We start from the raw sequence: 15423 nt of genomic DNA, 5'->3' as shown, positions 1-15423 counted from the left end.
AGACTCATCTCTCCTTTAGACAAATTTTTTCTCATATGTTCTGACGAAAAGCGTACCATCCTTCACATCCACGACAAGTACGGTTTCATCATAGTCAATGGCTTCATTATCATAGCCTGTTGCCCGCTTGGAAATCATACCACTTGTGGTTTCAATGACAACCTCTCCAAAGCCATCTACAGGTATGGGTACAATGACTTTTCCCAATTGTCCACCTAGTGATTCTTCCGTATAAGCCAATGAAACATCTGCTGACCGTAGTGGAACGAGAACAAATAAATAAAAAAAAGTACTTAAAATAGCGCCGATGATACATGCAGCAATAATGTTCCAAACGCTAGAGAACCAGGCTAGTTTTTCTAAAATAAATCCTGCTGCAGACATCAATGTAATGAAAGAAAGAATGACACTCGGATTAAAAATGGGCAGTCCTTCCCCAATACCTTCAACTGCATCACCAAAAAACATAACTAGTATTGTGGCAAGACCAGAAAAAATCAAAACCACCAAAAAGATTTGCTCGAGTGAATAGCCAAATAGCGTCAAGTTGCTCACCCCTTTTCATCATATTACCTACTATACGGATGTCACTTAGAAAAAGTTTCAAAAATTTTCAAACTTTTAATATTCCCCTATTTTTACATATTTATAGTGACTAAGTGCAATGTTATAAAAGTATAGATGGAGTGGGTAGAAAGGAAGCTTCTATTCATCATAAAGAGTACCTGGAGATTATAAAATGGAAAGCGCAAGATTCATTCAGCTTCTAGTATTATTTTGCTCTTTCACCACAGACTACAAAATTATTGAGGGTTATCTTGTATTATTTTTACTCTATTTATAATTTTCCCTCTAATATAACATAAATCCATTCCCATCTAATAGAACCATGTTACAATAGAAAGGAATTATGGCAACTAAGGAGATATAGCATGAAGCTCTCGACGATCTTAAATTTCTTTATTCTAGTATTTTTCACATTATTATTTGTTAATGATTTCTTCCCTGACACAACGATTGCAACGATCTTGACTAAAAAAATGATTCTTCTTATATTAGTCGTGCTAGTGATCATACAGCTTGCCTTAGATAAAGGTCGATATAAAAAGATGTCTAAGAAGGCCTATATTGGTTTGACTCTGTATACAGTTGGTTTATGGATTGTATTGACTTTGCTCGGTGGACAGTCACAAATTGGTTTATCATTTACTAGCCCACTGTTCTATATCATTATCGTATTGCTTGGGCTGGATTTATTACGGATTTCCCGCCAAGCTAAGCGCGATCAAACCGAGGAAAAATAAAGAATGGGCTCATCGGCTTGAACTGCCACTTGCTCATACATAAAAAGCATGTCACCGACTGGAATTCCAATCGGTAGACATGCTTTTTTAAGATTCTAGTACATTTAAAATCTCATCCAATTCATGAACGGCTAAATCTAGGCGTTCCTTTGCCTCGATATTTTGTTGTTTTAAATGATTAAACTCTAATAAATTGTTTTCATGCTTTAATTTGATAGAAGATAAGCGTTCAATTCGTGTTTCTACCTTTTCTATTGCTTGCTCACAGACTGTTGTCCAGAGCTTTTCTGAATGCTGCATTTCCGTTGTTGATGGGTTATGCTGACGCATAATTCGTGTGTAAATGACTTCTATTTGCTCGATTAATTCTGTATAAAAATGCCGTTCAACGCGAGTAGTTTGGAATGTTGGATGCTCTACCTCTTTTGCATATGGTGTAATTTGACGTAGGAGCTTTCCAGCATTTTCCCCGAAGGCATGCGATAAATTTAAAACATTCATTAGTTGCAGCAATAAACGGATTTCTTCAAGATTAATCAGCTGTGAATCAATGCTTTCCTTTAATTTTAAGGATTCCATATAACGGCGATCAAAATGCTCAATTTCGCCGTTGCGTTGCTCTACTAGATGTTCACTTGCATTGTCTTTTAAGCTTTTAATATAGCGAATCGCATGATTTTTTAGCTCTTCTGGTGACAGCAAGTTGTCATTGTCTTGTTGTGGTTTTCCTCGTTGAACATACGCAAATGCATCCATTTTTTTGGGCCATTTTGCTGCTGAGGTTTCTTTTGAGACATTATAGCGTATATAAATTCCGTGCATTCCATATCCTCCAAGTCCATAAACAAGTATCTCTAAAGACAATAAATCGAATACGGTATTTTTTCAAGTAAAAAACTTATAATCCATGAAAATTCCTCTTTTATAAGAATAAAACAAATTTCCTGAATAGTCGATACTATTCAGGAATTTTACTAGCTTGCATTCAAAATTATATCCTTTGACTAGTTTAGTACCTGCACCGATATATCATGGCGTAGCTATTAATAGGGAGGAAGATTTCGATGTCGTAATGAGCTATCGTGCAACGGGTGCAACAAATTTTGACCTTTTAAGAAATCGACCTGTTGTGAAAGAGATTCAAATTGATTTGACCGAGCTCATGGCCGATTAGCTGTTATAACAGACCATGACCCAAGCGTCATGTAATTATAATTGGCAAGTACAGTTCTAAAAAACCCGCCAACTTCTAAACCTTACAGGAAGTTGGCGGGTTGCTATTTATGTTAGTTTAAGAATTTTCTCGTATATTTTGAATACTTTTTCCTTCTGTAAATGCATGAATGGATGCAATGGATCCAATTGATTTAAAATTTGCCCTATCATAGACTTTAGCAACCTGATCGTTAATTGGCCATATCCATAGCTGCTCGAGCTTTTGATTCACTGATTGTTGTTGGATATGCTGCAACATATAGCCGATTAAACCACGTCCTCGATAGCTTTCAATGGTTGCTACACTCTCAATTCTTCCTTGCTTTCCTGACACAAACATACTAGCCGTACAGCATGGCACCCCATCTAGTTTTAATAAATAGTACGTAAAGCTTGGCGAAGAATAAGCTTGCTCAAAGGCCATTTTAATTAATTCAGGATCTCCAAAGGCAGAAATGCTCATTTCCACTGCCATGGCTTCGTCTATATTTACATCTGTTACTCGTTCAATTTGGATGGCTGGATGTGGTGAGAGTTGACTAAACTCACCATTCCAACACTGAATTTCATTGACAAACTGCTCATACTGAAAGCCATGCGTCTCTAAAGCCTCCATACATGCTTGATTGTCCTCAAGATTATATAAATACAACCGTGGGATAAGCGACTTAGATTGATAGAACATTTTTATATCTTGTAAAAACTGAGCAGGATTTTCAATCTTTCGCCAAACATGTGCATGATTAGCATCATAATAAGTTGGGATTGCCTTATTGTAGAATAAAACTCCTTCTTGACATACTTCCATCTCACTAAAACTCTTTACATGATCTATATCAAGCTGCATAATGCGTTCTAAATTAAGCATGTTCCGTTCCCTCTTCCACCCATTTTTTATATAATTCCTCTATGTGCTGTTCCAGCTTTTGCCGTTGCTCTTCAACAAGTGAAGGTTCCTCTAGTTTTGCCTCTAATTTTTCAATTTGTTGTTCAATGGATAGCTCTTTTTTGACAGGTTGTATTTTAGGCACCCGTTCATTTACAACTTCTTTTTTCTTAGAGAGTTCCTGTAGCTTTTGTCTAGCCCACTCGTAATCTCCTTCAAACACATGAATAGTTTGATCCTTTAGCCATGCTGTTTTTGTAAATATTTTTTGTAAGAAATAGCGGTCATGGGACACACCAATAATAGTTCCTTCAAAGGATTCTAGCGTTTCCTCCAATACTTCTCTTGCTTCTATATCTAAATGGTTCGTTGGTTCATCCAAAATGAGCACATTAATATCCTCATGCATTAATTGAGCTAATCGAAGGCGCATTTTTTCTCCACCGCTTAAATTCTTCACTTGTTTGAAGACATCATAGCCATAGAACAAAAATCGTGCGAGAATATGGCGCGCTTCAGCCTCAGACACCGCTACATTTTCTCGAAAGGCATCAATTAATCGGATAGCTGGATTTTTATGTTCAAACTGTTGAGACAGATAGCCAATTTTCACATTACTGCCTACGTGGCAAACACCTTGGTTAGGAACGACCTCCCCTAGCATCATTTTTAATAAAGTTGATTTACCACTACCGTTGCTCCCAACAATCGCAAGTCTTTCTCCAAAATAGATAGCCAGATTACTGTCTATCAATAAAGGCTTATCATAGCCGTGGTGTATGTCTTGTAATTGTACTACCTCTTTGCCGCTACGTTCAGCCATCGTTAAAGCCAGATTCATTTTCTTTTTTGAGAGTGGCTTCTTCACCCGTTCGATACGTGCTAATGCTTTTTCCATACTTTTTGCTCGTCTATGCATAGAAGCATTTGGTGGATTTGCTTCATTAGCCCATTGTTTTAAGCGTTTTATCGTTTCTTGCATTTTCTTAATTTTCTTTTGTTGCTCTTCATAATCAGAAAATTGTTGTTCGATCTTTGCCTCTTTCTGCGCAAGAAATGCATCGTAATTACCGCTGTACGTAAATGCCTCTCCATCTTCAATTTCAATTACTTTATGTGCAATCTGATTCATAAAATGTCGGTCATGAGATACGACAATAACAATCCCCTCAAAGCTGCGCACATAATTTTCAAGCCATTCGATCGCCTGCATATCAAGATGATTCGTTGGTTCATCTAATAATAAAATAGCTGGATGGCTCAATAAAATTTGCCCTAGCATTATCTTCGTCTTCTCGCCTCCACTTAAACTACTAAACGGTTGCGCCAACATTCCCATAATACCTAAGCCATTAGCAATCATCACTAATTGGGCTTCCACCTCATAGCCCCCCTGTAGCATGAATTGCTCCTGCACTTGCCCATATTGCCATAAAGTTTTATCCGTTACGGTTGACTGCATTTCTTGCTCCAGTATCGTCATTCTAGCCTTTAATGCATAAATATCAGCAAATGCCTCTTCTAATACTTCCTTCACTGAATGTCCTGGATAATGTGGAATTTGATGTAAATAGCCAATCGTGGCATCTTTACTTTTTATGATACGTCCTCGATCTGGCATATCTACGCCCGATAGAAGCTGCAATAAAGTTGTTTTACCACTACCATTTACCCCAACAATCGCAACATGTTCACCACTATTTACTTCCAGTTGTAAATGCTCAAATAATATATTGCCACCCATAATTTTTTGTATTTGCTCAGCTTTCATTTGCATCGTTTTTTCCTCCAATGAAACGCGCGAAAACATCTAGACGACACAAAAAAGACTGCTCATTAACAAGCAGTCTTCTTCTCATTAAAATGTGTGAAAAAGAATGGTTAATTCGCTACGTTTGTTATTTGATTTTGCTTAAAAATGGACAGACCTATCCCGTTGTTCGCAAAATCGAAAGTAATGACGCGTGCAAAATACATAGCCGTATCCACTTTTACACATGCGTCCGTAGCGTTTTTATTCATTCTTTTTCACCTCCGTTCATTATAGTTAAACATATAATACCATTTTTCAGATTTTTTGAAAAGGGGCTAAATTAACAATCGTTTTATTTTATAAATATACAAACTGGCAATCTAGTTATATACCAGTAAAAAATAGTAATTCATTTAAGCATGGATGCTATTAATAGCGCAGCATTACTGCTAACAGCGAATGCCGAAACATTGCAGGATTTAATCCATCAATTGAAATATAACCAGCAAAAAAACATGAGGGATTAATTGATAACTATCCTTCATGTTTTCACTTTTTTTACAAACATTTTGACGACAGGCACAAGGAAAATTGAAATCACTAGGATTCGGAAGAGTTGAAAAGCTGTGACGATTGTCACATTGGCATGTACAGAAGCCGCAATAATCCCCATTTGATCAAGTCCCCCAGGCACAATACTTAAAAAGCCTGTCCTAAAGTCGAGACTGTATAAACTTTTCATTAAAAATGTTAAGCCATACGCTGCCCCTATATAAATGCCAGCTGATACAAATGCATAAAAAATATGCCTCTTTGATAAATGTAGATCTTCTTTTTTCAACAATAACCCGATATGGATTCCAACCATCAATTGAGCAATATGTAGAAGAGATACGGGGATTCTAGGCACTTCTATCCCCACCATATTAATTCCCATCAATAAAAATACGGGGCCAAGCATATAACCTGTTGGAATTTTAAGCTTTTGAGCAATCCACCCTGCTAAGCCACAAACGATTAGTATACCGACAAGGCCCCATGTATACATTCCGTTGCTCATAGTGCTGTTTCCACCAACATCTGTCAACATGAGCGGGACAAAGCCGACGATTAAAAGAACACGGAGGATTTGAAAGAACGTAATGACCACCATATCCATATCGCCTTGCTCCTCAGCAAAAGCCACAACCTGTGCCATGCCACCAGGTACACAGCATGTCAATGCCGTTGCAAAATCCAAATCTGTACGTTTGGCTACTAAATAACTGACACCAAAAAATAACAATATAAAAATCACATTTATAACGACAATACTCCCTAAAAAAAGCTTAATATCCTGCACCGCTTCTGGAGTAAAGGCAAAGCCGATAGAATACCCTGCTACGATTAAACCAAAATTACGGAAGGAAGAATGCCATCTCAATTGTACATTGGTCGACAATTGCACGATAAGTACCGCTGTAATAGCGCCTAGCAACCAAGGCATTGGTATATGAAGTAGTTGAAAAACGACAGCACCTATGAGGCCAATGCATAATGTAATCAATATATGCCTACCAAAAACAAACATACTAGCAACCCCTTACAACTAGATAACAATATTATGACGTTTCTTAACCTTTTTTTCTATTGAAGCGACTTTTGTATGGTTTGCTATCGTTCAAAAATAACCTCTTATCGATAAAATTGAACCTCTTACCCAATAATTTACCTTTGCTAAAATTTTCTATGCTACATTATTATTACCTGATTCAGCGTTTTCTCCTTGATGGGGAAAGTAAAGGAGGTCTCCTATGAAAATTCATTTAACGATTCACCATGAACTTGAAGAAACAGAGGTTCATATACATGCGAAAGAATACAACGAACAAATTGAAAGACTCATGCAGCAATTACAAGCGTCCCAAACTACTATGCTAGATGGGTACTTTCAACAAGAAATTCATCTACTAAAAATTACTGATATTTATTCCATCTATGCAGAGGATGCCAAAGTATTTTTACAAACGAATGAGCAAGAGTTTGAGTCTAAACGAAAATTATATGAACTAGAGGCACAGCTTTCAAAGGACTTTGTACGAGTAAGTAAATCTACACTTGTCAATATCCATAAAATCTCCTCTATTCAAATGGGCAAAATCGGTACAACACAATTACTGCTTGAAAATGATGTAACCATTCATGTTAGTCGTAAATATATAAAAGAATTGAAGCGACACTTAGGTATTGGGAGGGATCTATAGCATGAAATATATAAGCATGATGATTATCGGACTACTCATATCCCTTAGCTCTTCTTATGTCTTAGTGACATTTAGCGTCCTATCAAATAATGCGATGGTGTCCGGCACAGAATTACTGGAGCAAACTGTAATTGCAGCCATACTTGGCATTGCCATCGGACTTATATCTGGTATTTTTGAGTTTGAATCCATTCCTTTTATGGCGCAGCTACTCTTGCATTTAATCGCTGTGACAATCTGTGTTTTAATTGCTGGCTATTTTGGTGGCTGGTTTATGCATTCTGGTGTGAAATATGTGCTGCTTTCTGAAGCCGTTATTTACATCATCGTTTGGTGTATTCTTTATATCCTTCAATTAAATGATATTGAAAAAATAAATCGAGAAATCCGAAAGAGAAAGGAATAATCTAGATGACCTTCGCGGTAAAAGTTGAGAATTTATGTAAACAATATGGTGACCACCATGCGGTTAACGACATTTCATTCACAGTTGAACGAGGTACCCTCTTTGCTTTTTTAGGAGCAAACGGTGCTGGCAAATCGACAACCATTGAAATCCTTTGTACTTTATTAAAAAAATCCAGCGGCCATGTCACTATTAATAACTTTACACTAGATGTCAGCAATCATAACGCAGATATCCGTAAATCCATTGGTGTTGTGTTCCAACAAAGCCTATTAGATGATCGTTTAACTGTGCAGGAAAACATTCTACACAGAGGCAGAACATATGGATTAGCAAAAACACAGCTTGCTGAAAACTATCAATTTGTTTCCTCCTATTTGCATTTAGAGGATATAGAAAAGCAAAAATATGGAACATTATCAGGCGGTCAAAAAAGACGAGCAGACATTGCACGTGCACTTATTCATCGTCCAACTATATTATTTCTAGATGAACCTACAACCGGCTTAGATCCACAAACACGACAATTAGTTTGGCAGGCCATCAAGCAGCTCCAACTCGAAACGAATATGACTGTGTTTTTAACAACCCATTATATGGAGGAAGCGGCAGTCGCCCATCAGGTCCTTGTATTAAAGGCAGGAAAAATTGTCGCACAGGGTACGCCTGATGCGTTGAAAACAAAGTATGCCTATGACTCTATGGCCGTTGTTTTCAATAATCCAATAGACGGTGTTAAATGGCTGGAAGAACACGCCATTTCCTATACCGAGAAACAGGAGATCTATACAATCCGTTTGGAGTCCACCCTACAAGCTCTCTCCCTTTTAAAGAAAGCGGAGCCACTCATCGCCTCCTTTGAAGTGATTAAAGGAACGATGGACGATGTCTTTCTTCATATTATGGCAGAGGGGGATGTTGCATAATGGAAGCCTTAATGAGCTTAGTACAACGAAATAACAAAGTATTTAGGCGAGATAAAACACAAGTGTTCTTCTCTCTACTATCGGTGATTATCGTCATTGTGCTTTACGCCGTATTCCTCCAAAAAATGCAAGTAGATGCCATTGAACGAATCACGGAAGCCACACCTGAAGTGATTACCATGGTGAACGAATGGGTTGTAGCAGGGTTACTATCGATGATTGCCGTTTCAACAACACTTGGTGCATATAGTATTGCCATAAAGGATCAGGAATCAAAGGCAATGGCCGATTTTTTAACTGCCCCTCTTTCCCGCGCCACCATACAAATGAGCTATGTACTCAATGCATTAATAATTGGCAGTATTTTTTCCTTTATCGCATTAATTGGCTGTGAAATTTTTATAGTAGCAACAGGCGGTAAGCTTTTAAGCCCTACACATTTTGTTCAAGTACTTGGCATTATCTTATTATCTGTCTTGCTCGCAAGTGTCTTGAATCTATTTCTTTCCTTGTTTGTGTCGACACAAAATGCCTTCTCAACATTAGGAACTATTGTCGGTACACTACTCGGATTTTTATGCGGTGTTTATGTCCCACTTGGTGCTCTACCAAGCTTTGCACAAAATTTAATTATGTATTTTCCGGTTAGTCATACTACATTACTCTTACGAAACACATTTATGGAAAGCTCCATTACCAATATCTTTGAAGGTACACCGGTCTCCTATGTGAATGACTATAAAATTAATTATGGTATTGTCTATGAGCTTCATGGTAATACCCTTCATGCCTCAACGAGCATCCTCATTATCGTTGGTACAATACTCATCCTAGCAATTGCCTCCCTCCTTTTGTTTAAAAGAAAATATAAATAAATAGTTGCCAACGTTTTTACACATCGTTTAGAAAACGATGTGTTTTTTATTGCTTTATAACAAACAATTTGTTATTTTAATAATAAATAAGCAAACAAATATAAAAATCGTTTGTTTTTAACGGAGGATTCCTAATGGATGTAAATGAACTATTTTGGCAAGCCCCTATCGATAATCTAAAAAAGGGTTATATCGACGATGAGACACATTTCACTTGTCTACTATGTGGAGAAGAAATAGAAAAAGGAATTATTTACCCGTACGATGGCTTACTGTATGAAGCCGAAAAAATGATGCAGCACCATATTACAATTACACACCAGTCTGTATTTCATTACTTAAATGGACTCAATAAAAAAATGACCGGCTTAACTGAGCATCAAAGTCATATTTTACGCTTATTTTATGAAGGTAAATCAGATCAGGATATAAAAAAAGAATTAGAGATTGGCAGTGCCACGACTATTCGTCATCACCGTTTTGCGTTAAAGGAAAAAGAACGCCAAGCCAAGACGTTATTAGTCATGATGGAATTACTGAAGGAACAAGATCGAAAGGAGGATACGTTTGTGTCTATTCATAAAACAGCTACAATGGTTGACGATCGCTATAATGTCACTCTCTCAGAAGAACAACAAGTATTAGCGAAATTATTTCCACATGGTGTTGGTAAGGAGCTAGTTCGTTTTCCTAAGCGTGAAAAACAAAAAATTATAGTACTTCGTGCCATCTCAATGCTTTTTGACAAAGAAAAACAATATACGGAAAAAGAATTGAATGAAATCATCAAACCCATGTATGAAGACTATGTTCATATACGCCGTTACTTAATTGAATACGGTTTTCTGGACCGTAAAGCAGACGGTAGTGCTTACTGGGTAAAAAAATAAGAAGGCAGGTCATGAAAATGGATCATAAAAAAGAACTAAAAGAAATGTATAAGGACATGAAAATTGAAGCGGGTGTTTTTACAATGACGAATACACAAACAGATAAAGTATTTGTCGGTAGCTTTAATAATTTGAAACGGTTAAATGGTTTTCAATTTATGCTCAAAACTAATACACATACGAATAAGGAGCTTCAGGCGGACTACAATTCATTTGGTCAAGATGCCTTCGAGGTGAAAATCGTTGAGTATTTAAAGAAGAAGGAAGAGGGTTATTTCGATGCTAAAAAAGAGCTTGAAAAGCTAGAGCAAAAATGGCTCGACACACTAAATCCTTATGGTGAGCGTGGTTATAATTGATTATAAAATAAGCGCATTTACCAATAATCAAGGTAGATGCGCTATCCCTTACTCATAGGAGTCTTGTTATTCTTTTGCTTCCAATAGGTAGATTTCCTGCTGTGCTGTTTTCGTTAATTTACTAAAAACAAGTTCATACGAATGCTTAATAAGATTCTCTACCAAATCCATCGGGACATCTTCAGCATCCATATAAATGGAGTTCCAATGCGTTTTATTCATATAGTAGCCAGGTATAATGCTGGCATAGGCTTCTCTTAATTCCTCTGCTCGCGCAGGCTCACATTTTAACGTTAGCACTGGCCTACCTGTGGTATTTCCTCCAATCATGGCATACATCTTCCCGCCTATATGATAGCGATCTGCTTGCCATTCTTCCTTATAGTCATACGTTGTTCCTTGCAGCTGAAGACAATTTGCATGAATCGTTTCCTTTTCCATTTCCATTCCCCTTCCAAGATCAACTAGTTACCTCTAAAATAAAAAAACACACGTTCGATTATAATTAGTATAATCGAAATCATGTGTTGAGAATAGCGTTATTTACTTGTACCACGATCAAACATCCCCATCACCTCGGTTGTTTGCAAAATATTCACAAACGACTTAGGATCGGTTTCCTTAATCGTACTTTTTACATCAGCCAGTTGATAGCGTGTAATAACCGTAATTAACACTTTACGGCCTTCGCCAGAATAGGCTCCTTTCGCATCGATAATCGTTACCCCTCGATGAAGCTTTTCTAATAACTGCTGTTTGACCTCTTCGCCTTTATTCGTAATAATCATAAGGGTTAATTTAATATGGCTTGTATGAATCGTGTCCACTACTTTTCCGGTAGCATAAATGGAAACAAGCGTTAATAGCGCTGCATCCCAGCTAAAGACAAAGCCGGAAGCTGCCACTACGATACCATTCATAGCAGCAATTAAAGTACCAAGCGGAAAATCACGTTTACGGCTTAGTAGCATAGCAATAATATCAAAGCCTCCAGAGGAGCCTGCTGCTCGGAAAATCAACCCCATTGCAACACCTACGATGACCCCACCAAATAAGGAAGCAAGAATTGGCTCTTGTGTGGCCTTGTAAATCGGAATAATATATAAACTTACTGATAAAACAGCCACCGATAGAATTGTATAGCTAATAAATCGTTTCCCAAGCTTCATCACACCTAAAATGAGCAGAGGTAAGTTCAATAGTAAGTTTAATACCCCGGTATTCAACGGCGTTATAATCCCAAGCATAATAGCAATACCGCTTAATCCCCCACTTAAAATTTCATGAGGAATTAACAAAAAATTATAAGCAAAGGCTACTAAAACGGAAGAAAGTGTAATAATAATCACATTACGCATGATGATGTCCCCTATAAACGACCAAATTTTGATACATCTTTTCCATAGACTACCCAACTTACTTACTGAGAAAACCTATTTATTTACTTTTTCTTCTGTTCTTCCTTTAAAGGACCCTCTTGTTTCTGTTCGCCATTATCAGCGACCTTATCAATACGCTCCAGCATTGGAGGATGTGTATAACGGAACCATTTCACCAAAAGCGGTGGATTGACCTCGCTTAAGCCTGAAATGGTTAGCTTTTGAAATGCCGTTACAGCCGCTTCCCGATCATTCATCAAGTTAATCGCATATTGATCTGCTCTCGATTCCTGGTATCTGGATACATAATTAGACACGGGATTGGAAGCAAATAATAATATGGAAGTAATTAGTAAAAATAATGGGTAGGAGCTAATATTACTAATTTTATTAATGTTGAATACCTGTCCATATCGTGAAGCTAAGCGTCGCATAATTTTGGCGGTTAGCCATAAACCAACTAAAGAGAGTAAAAGATAGCCTACAATGCCAAAATAAATATGTTTTTCAACATAATGCCCCATTTCATGCGCCATAATAAACAAAATTTCATTATCCGTCAATCTGTTTAATGTAGTATCCCAAAGAACAATTCTTGAATTGCTACCGATCCCTGTCACATAAGCATTTAGGGCATTCGTCTTCTCAGCCATATTCACCTCGTAAACATGCTCTGCTGGGATATGTGCCTGGGTAGCAAGTGAAAGTATTTTGCTTTCCAGCTCTTTATTTTTTAACGGATAAAAATCATTGTACAAAGGGTCGATCACAACTGGCTGAATAAACATCACAAAAATTGAAAAGGGGATGGTTAATAGCCATGCATAGAGCCACCATCTTTTTTCACTCTTTTTAATGAGCCAATAGAGCACTGTCACTATGATCAAGGTCATTCCAAAGTTCACCCAAAAATCAATGACACCATCCTTCATCCAAGATCCAAATGCTTGCGTGCTGATGCCATAGCTTTTACTGAGATAATAACGATAATAGTCCAGTGGGAATAAAACGACATAGACTAGTAATGACAATAAAAATAAGTAGGTTGCATTTTGCAAAAGCTTCCACTTTGTTTGGGATGTGCTCACTTTCTCAAAATAACGTGAGACACCAAACAGTAATATCATGAAGTAAACAAGCCATTCCAAGGGAGTAGCTACAAAAAATAAAAAGTTCCGTATTTTTGAGTATTCACCACTTAATAATAGTTCCTTACCAGACATAAACATCACTGGATCAGCAGCAGTTCCCTGTAAGGCACTTGGAATTTTGCCCCCTCCACTGTGGAATATATACCAGTACATACAAAGCACGTAAACACCGAAAAATAGTAGCGCAACAATGCCGATTTTTTTAGCTATATCAATTCCCCCTCATATCAAACAAAGTTCGTCCTATAGTCAGTGTAAGCGAAATTATCAAAGTTAGAACAAATATGGACTACTTTTTATCATCTCTTTTTTGCAAGAAAAAATTCGCTCCATTTCTAGCAATGAGGACCATATATCCTTCTCATTGTTTTAAAATGTCGTGAATTTAAGATAGTGCTTATTATTTATCCATTACAAATGTTGTTTTCCCACGTTGATCTTCACTTAAATAGCTTGCGGATAATAAATGGTATCTCTTTGTTTCCTCGTAATAAGTAAGCATCTGCTACAAGCTTTTGCCCTTCATCTGATAAATCAACCTATGCTTTTGCTGCTCCTGCATGTTTCGCTTCGCTTTATTGAAAACCTATTAGCTGGCCATATTGGCTCCCTACGACTAGGAGCAAGCGGATTACCTGCACATATTTTTATGCCAGATTTAATTCATCAAGTTTCACTGGCTTATCCAGAGATTCGTATTTCGTTAGAGGTAAAAACAGCTCCTGAAATTGAAAATAAAGTGGCGCTTCAGGAAATAGATTTTGGGCTCATTAAGGGAACTAAACAGGAAAATACTGCCCTTCAATACGAGACAATCGGAGAGGATTCCCTTGTTTTGGCATCAGTCCAACACATGAACTTGCTTCTAAAAGAGCATCACCCAAGAGGATGTTCTTAAAAATAAGCTTTTATTGCATACTTCTTCTAGCTCCACGAATCACTTTATCGAAAAGTGGATGGACCCTTTTCAGCCTTCTACTTATACCATCGAATTGGATTCTGTGAGTACAATAAAAAAATGCTGACCTTCTTAAAGAACTTAGCCTTCGTTTCTGATGCCTTAATTGAAGAATAGTTAAAATCAGGTCTACTAATGAAAAGGATTTACAGGATGTGACGCTTCAGAGAAAGATTCAATTTATATATCCTAAAACTCGTTTAGATAATGCCATTGATGAGTTTGTCAAAATGTCGATTTACAAAGTAGCACAGCGATTAAAAATGTCTTCAGTTCTGACATAATTCCACAGATAGCCGTAATAAAATGCAATGGGGATATATTTATTAGAAAGGAGGAAAGTATTTGCTAACCAAATTGCTGACAAAGGATTGTATCCAAATTGCAAACGTTGTTCCGTCCTGGCAAGAAGCTATTCGTTTAGCTGCCACCCCATTAGTCCGTCAAAACAAAATTGAACAGCGGTATATCGAGGCAATGATTCAATCCATTGAGCAATATGGTCCTTATGTCGTTATTACACCGAAAGTCGCTCTTCCACATGCACGACCATCAGACGGTGTCTATGCTCTAGCAGTAAGTTTGCTATGTTTACAGCAGCCTGTTTTTTTCAGCCCTAATCAGCCTGTCTTTTTAATTTTTGTTTTAGCTGCTATGGACAATACTTCACATCTACAGGCATTGGCTGATCTAACCTTAGTGCTACAACATCCGAATCAGGTTGATAGCCTAATTGCTTGTCAGCATGAGGAAGACATAAGTGAGAAAATTAAACAATTTACGACAAAGGAGTCAGCAGGATGAAAATATTAGTCGTGTGCGGTAGCGGATTAGGAAGTAGCTTTATTTTAGAATTAAATGTAAAGAAGGCATTAGAGGCTATGGGCAAAGAGGCTGAGGTGACCCATACGGATTTAGCATCCGCAAAGGCGGAGAAAGCTGATATTTATTTAGGTGCGGCCGATATTGTGAATGAATTAGCGAAAGACAACGCAATCATCGTGAGTATCGTCAATATGATGAATATATCGGAAATTAAGGAAAAGCTGGAACCTTGGCTTTAAGCAAAAAAAAAATT

Annotated in this window: 21 protein-coding genes; 12 read left to right on the top strand and 9 right to left on the bottom strand. The window is 37.3% G+C overall.

The features are described 5' to 3' along the window. Positions 1–15 precede the first annotated feature (15 nt). Positions 16–546, bottom strand: a complete 531-nt coding sequence (locus A2J09_RS03005) for an NfeD family membrane protein (RefSeq protein ID WP_036161135.1) — start codon at positions 544–546, stop codon at positions 16–18. Positions 547–932: 386 nt separating this feature from the next. Between A2J09_RS03005 and A2J09_RS03000 the strand changes: the two genes are divergently transcribed. Beyond that, the gene (locus A2J09_RS03000) at positions 933–1304 is read left to right on the top strand and encodes a hypothetical protein (RefSeq protein ID WP_012293582.1); all 372 of its coding nucleotides are present in this window, start codon (positions 933–935) and stop codon (positions 1302–1304) included. Between the two features lie 87 nt (positions 1305–1391). Here A2J09_RS03000 and A2J09_RS02995 read toward each other — a convergent pair whose 3' ends face one another. Next, a complete protein-coding gene (locus A2J09_RS02995; protein ID WP_012293581.1) occupies positions 1392–2126 on the bottom strand; it encodes a hypothetical protein in 735 nt (244 codons plus the stop codon). 157 nt (positions 2127–2283) lie between these two features. Here A2J09_RS02995 and A2J09_RS02990 point away from each other — a divergent pair, with 157 nt between their 5' ends. Continuing rightward, the gene (locus tag A2J09_RS02990; protein ID WP_031417945.1) at positions 2284–2478 is read left to right on the top strand and encodes a hypothetical protein; all 195 of its coding nucleotides are present in this window, start codon (positions 2284–2286) and stop codon (positions 2476–2478) included. A 117-nt stretch (positions 2479–2595) separates the two neighbouring features. Here the strand turns inward: A2J09_RS02990 and A2J09_RS02985 are convergent, their stop codons facing one another. The 4 genes from A2J09_RS02985 to A2J09_RS02975 all read right to left on the bottom strand — a co-directional run bounded on the left by A2J09_RS02985 (position 2596) and on the right by A2J09_RS02975 (position 6728). Next, entirely contained in the window at positions 2596–3387 is a 792-nt protein-coding gene (locus A2J09_RS02985) for a GNAT family N-acetyltransferase (protein WP_036161132.1), read from the bottom strand. Then, positions 3380–5182 carry a ribosomal protection-like ABC-F family protein gene (gene abc-f / locus A2J09_RS02980; RefSeq protein ID WP_036161129.1) on the bottom strand — a complete coding sequence of 601 codons (1803 nt, stop codon included), beginning with the start codon at positions 5180–5182 and terminating at the stop codon, positions 3380–3382. The genes A2J09_RS02985 and abc-f overlap by 8 nt, the downstream gene beginning before the upstream one ends. A gap of 104 nt (positions 5183–5286) precedes the next feature. Beyond that, positions 5287–5427, bottom strand: coding sequence for an RAxF-45 family protein (locus A2J09_RS23850; RefSeq protein ID WP_012293577.1), 141 nt, complete (start codon positions 5425–5427; stop codon positions 5287–5289). A 272-nt stretch (positions 5428–5699) separates the two neighbouring features. After that, on the bottom strand, positions 5700–6728 hold the full coding sequence (locus tag A2J09_RS02975; protein ID WP_036161126.1) for an AbrB family transcriptional regulator: 1029 nt from the start codon (positions 6726–6728) through the stop codon (positions 5700–5702). A gap of 223 nt (positions 6729–6951) precedes the next feature. Here A2J09_RS02975 and A2J09_RS02970 point away from each other — a divergent pair, with 223 nt between their 5' ends. The 6 genes from A2J09_RS02970 to A2J09_RS02945 all read left to right on the top strand — a co-directional run bounded on the left by A2J09_RS02970 (position 6952) and on the right by A2J09_RS02945 (position 10857). Continuing rightward, on the top strand, positions 6952–7401 hold the full coding sequence (locus A2J09_RS02970; RefSeq protein WP_031417941.1) for a LytTR family DNA-binding domain-containing protein: 450 nt from the start codon (positions 6952–6954) through the stop codon (positions 7399–7401). A gap of 1 nt (position 7402) precedes the next feature. Beyond that, positions 7403–7807: a DUF3021 domain-containing protein gene (locus A2J09_RS02965; protein ID WP_036161123.1), complete on the top strand. Its 405-nt coding sequence runs from the start codon at positions 7403–7405 to the stop codon at positions 7805–7807. 5 nt (positions 7808–7812) lie between these two features. Next, complete coding sequence (locus tag A2J09_RS02960; protein WP_012293572.1) at positions 7813–8733, top strand: ABC transporter ATP-binding protein; 921 nt, start codon at positions 7813–7815, stop codon at positions 8731–8733. Then, positions 8733–9608 carry an ABC transporter permease gene (locus tag A2J09_RS02955; protein WP_012293571.1) on the top strand — a complete coding sequence of 292 codons (876 nt, stop codon included), beginning with the start codon at positions 8733–8735 and terminating at the stop codon, positions 9606–9608. Before A2J09_RS02960 ends, A2J09_RS02955 begins: the two co-directional genes overlap by 1 nt. Before the next feature lie 134 nt (positions 9609–9742). Beyond that, a complete protein-coding gene (locus tag A2J09_RS02950) occupies positions 9743–10498 on the top strand; it encodes a DUF2087 domain-containing protein (protein WP_012293570.1) in 756 nt (251 codons plus the stop codon). Between the two features lie 17 nt (positions 10499–10515). Next, positions 10516–10857, top strand: a complete 342-nt coding sequence (locus tag A2J09_RS02945; protein WP_036162625.1) for a GIY-YIG nuclease family protein — start codon at positions 10516–10518, stop codon at positions 10855–10857. A 66-nt stretch (positions 10858–10923) separates the two neighbouring features. Here A2J09_RS02945 and A2J09_RS02940 read toward each other — a convergent pair whose 3' ends face one another. The 3 genes from A2J09_RS02940 to A2J09_RS02930 all read right to left on the bottom strand — a co-directional run bounded on the left by A2J09_RS02940 (position 10924) and on the right by A2J09_RS02930 (position 13597). Next, positions 10924–11298 carry an MmcQ/YjbR family DNA-binding protein gene (locus A2J09_RS02940; protein WP_031417935.1) on the bottom strand — a complete coding sequence of 125 codons (375 nt, stop codon included), beginning with the start codon at positions 11296–11298 and terminating at the stop codon, positions 10924–10926. A 98-nt stretch (positions 11299–11396) separates the two neighbouring features. After that, the gene (locus tag A2J09_RS02935; RefSeq protein ID WP_012293567.1) at positions 11397–12215 is read right to left on the bottom strand and encodes a YitT family protein; all 819 of its coding nucleotides are present in this window, start codon (positions 12213–12215) and stop codon (positions 11397–11399) included. Positions 12216–12298: 83 nt separating this feature from the next. Then, positions 12299–13597 (bottom strand): M48 family metallopeptidase, encoded by a 1299-nt coding sequence (locus tag A2J09_RS02930; protein ID WP_036161119.1) that lies wholly within the window; start codon positions 13595–13597, stop codon positions 12299–12301. Between the two features lie 331 nt (positions 13598–13928). On the opposite strand from A2J09_RS02930, the gene A2J09_RS24045 reads away from it, so the two are divergent. The 4 genes from A2J09_RS24045 to A2J09_RS02915 all read left to right on the top strand — a co-directional run bounded on the left by A2J09_RS24045 (position 13929) and on the right by A2J09_RS02915 (position 15409). Next, entirely contained in the window at positions 13929–14285 is a 357-nt protein-coding gene (locus tag A2J09_RS24045) for a LysR substrate-binding domain-containing protein (protein ID WP_012293565.1), read from the top strand. Between the two features lie 215 nt (positions 14286–14500). Then, positions 14501–14629: a hypothetical protein gene (locus A2J09_RS24380; protein WP_012293564.1), complete on the top strand. Its 129-nt coding sequence runs from the start codon at positions 14501–14503 to the stop codon at positions 14627–14629. 61 nt (positions 14630–14690) lie between these two features. After that, the gene (locus A2J09_RS02920) at positions 14691–15149 is read left to right on the top strand and encodes a PTS sugar transporter subunit IIA (protein WP_036161116.1); all 459 of its coding nucleotides are present in this window, start codon (positions 14691–14693) and stop codon (positions 15147–15149) included. Next, entirely contained in the window at positions 15146–15409 is a 264-nt protein-coding gene (locus A2J09_RS02915) for a PTS sugar transporter subunit IIB (RefSeq protein ID WP_008174366.1), read from the top strand. The genes A2J09_RS02920 and A2J09_RS02915 overlap by 4 nt, the downstream gene beginning before the upstream one ends. Positions 15410–15423: the final 14 nt, after the last annotated feature.

It is taken from the genome of Lysinibacillus sphaericus (genome assembly GCF_001629735.1).
GTDB lineage: Bacteria > Bacillota > Bacilli > Bacillales_A > Planococcaceae > Lysinibacillus > Lysinibacillus pinottii.
This window is presented reverse-complemented; position numbering and strand designations above follow the sequence as displayed.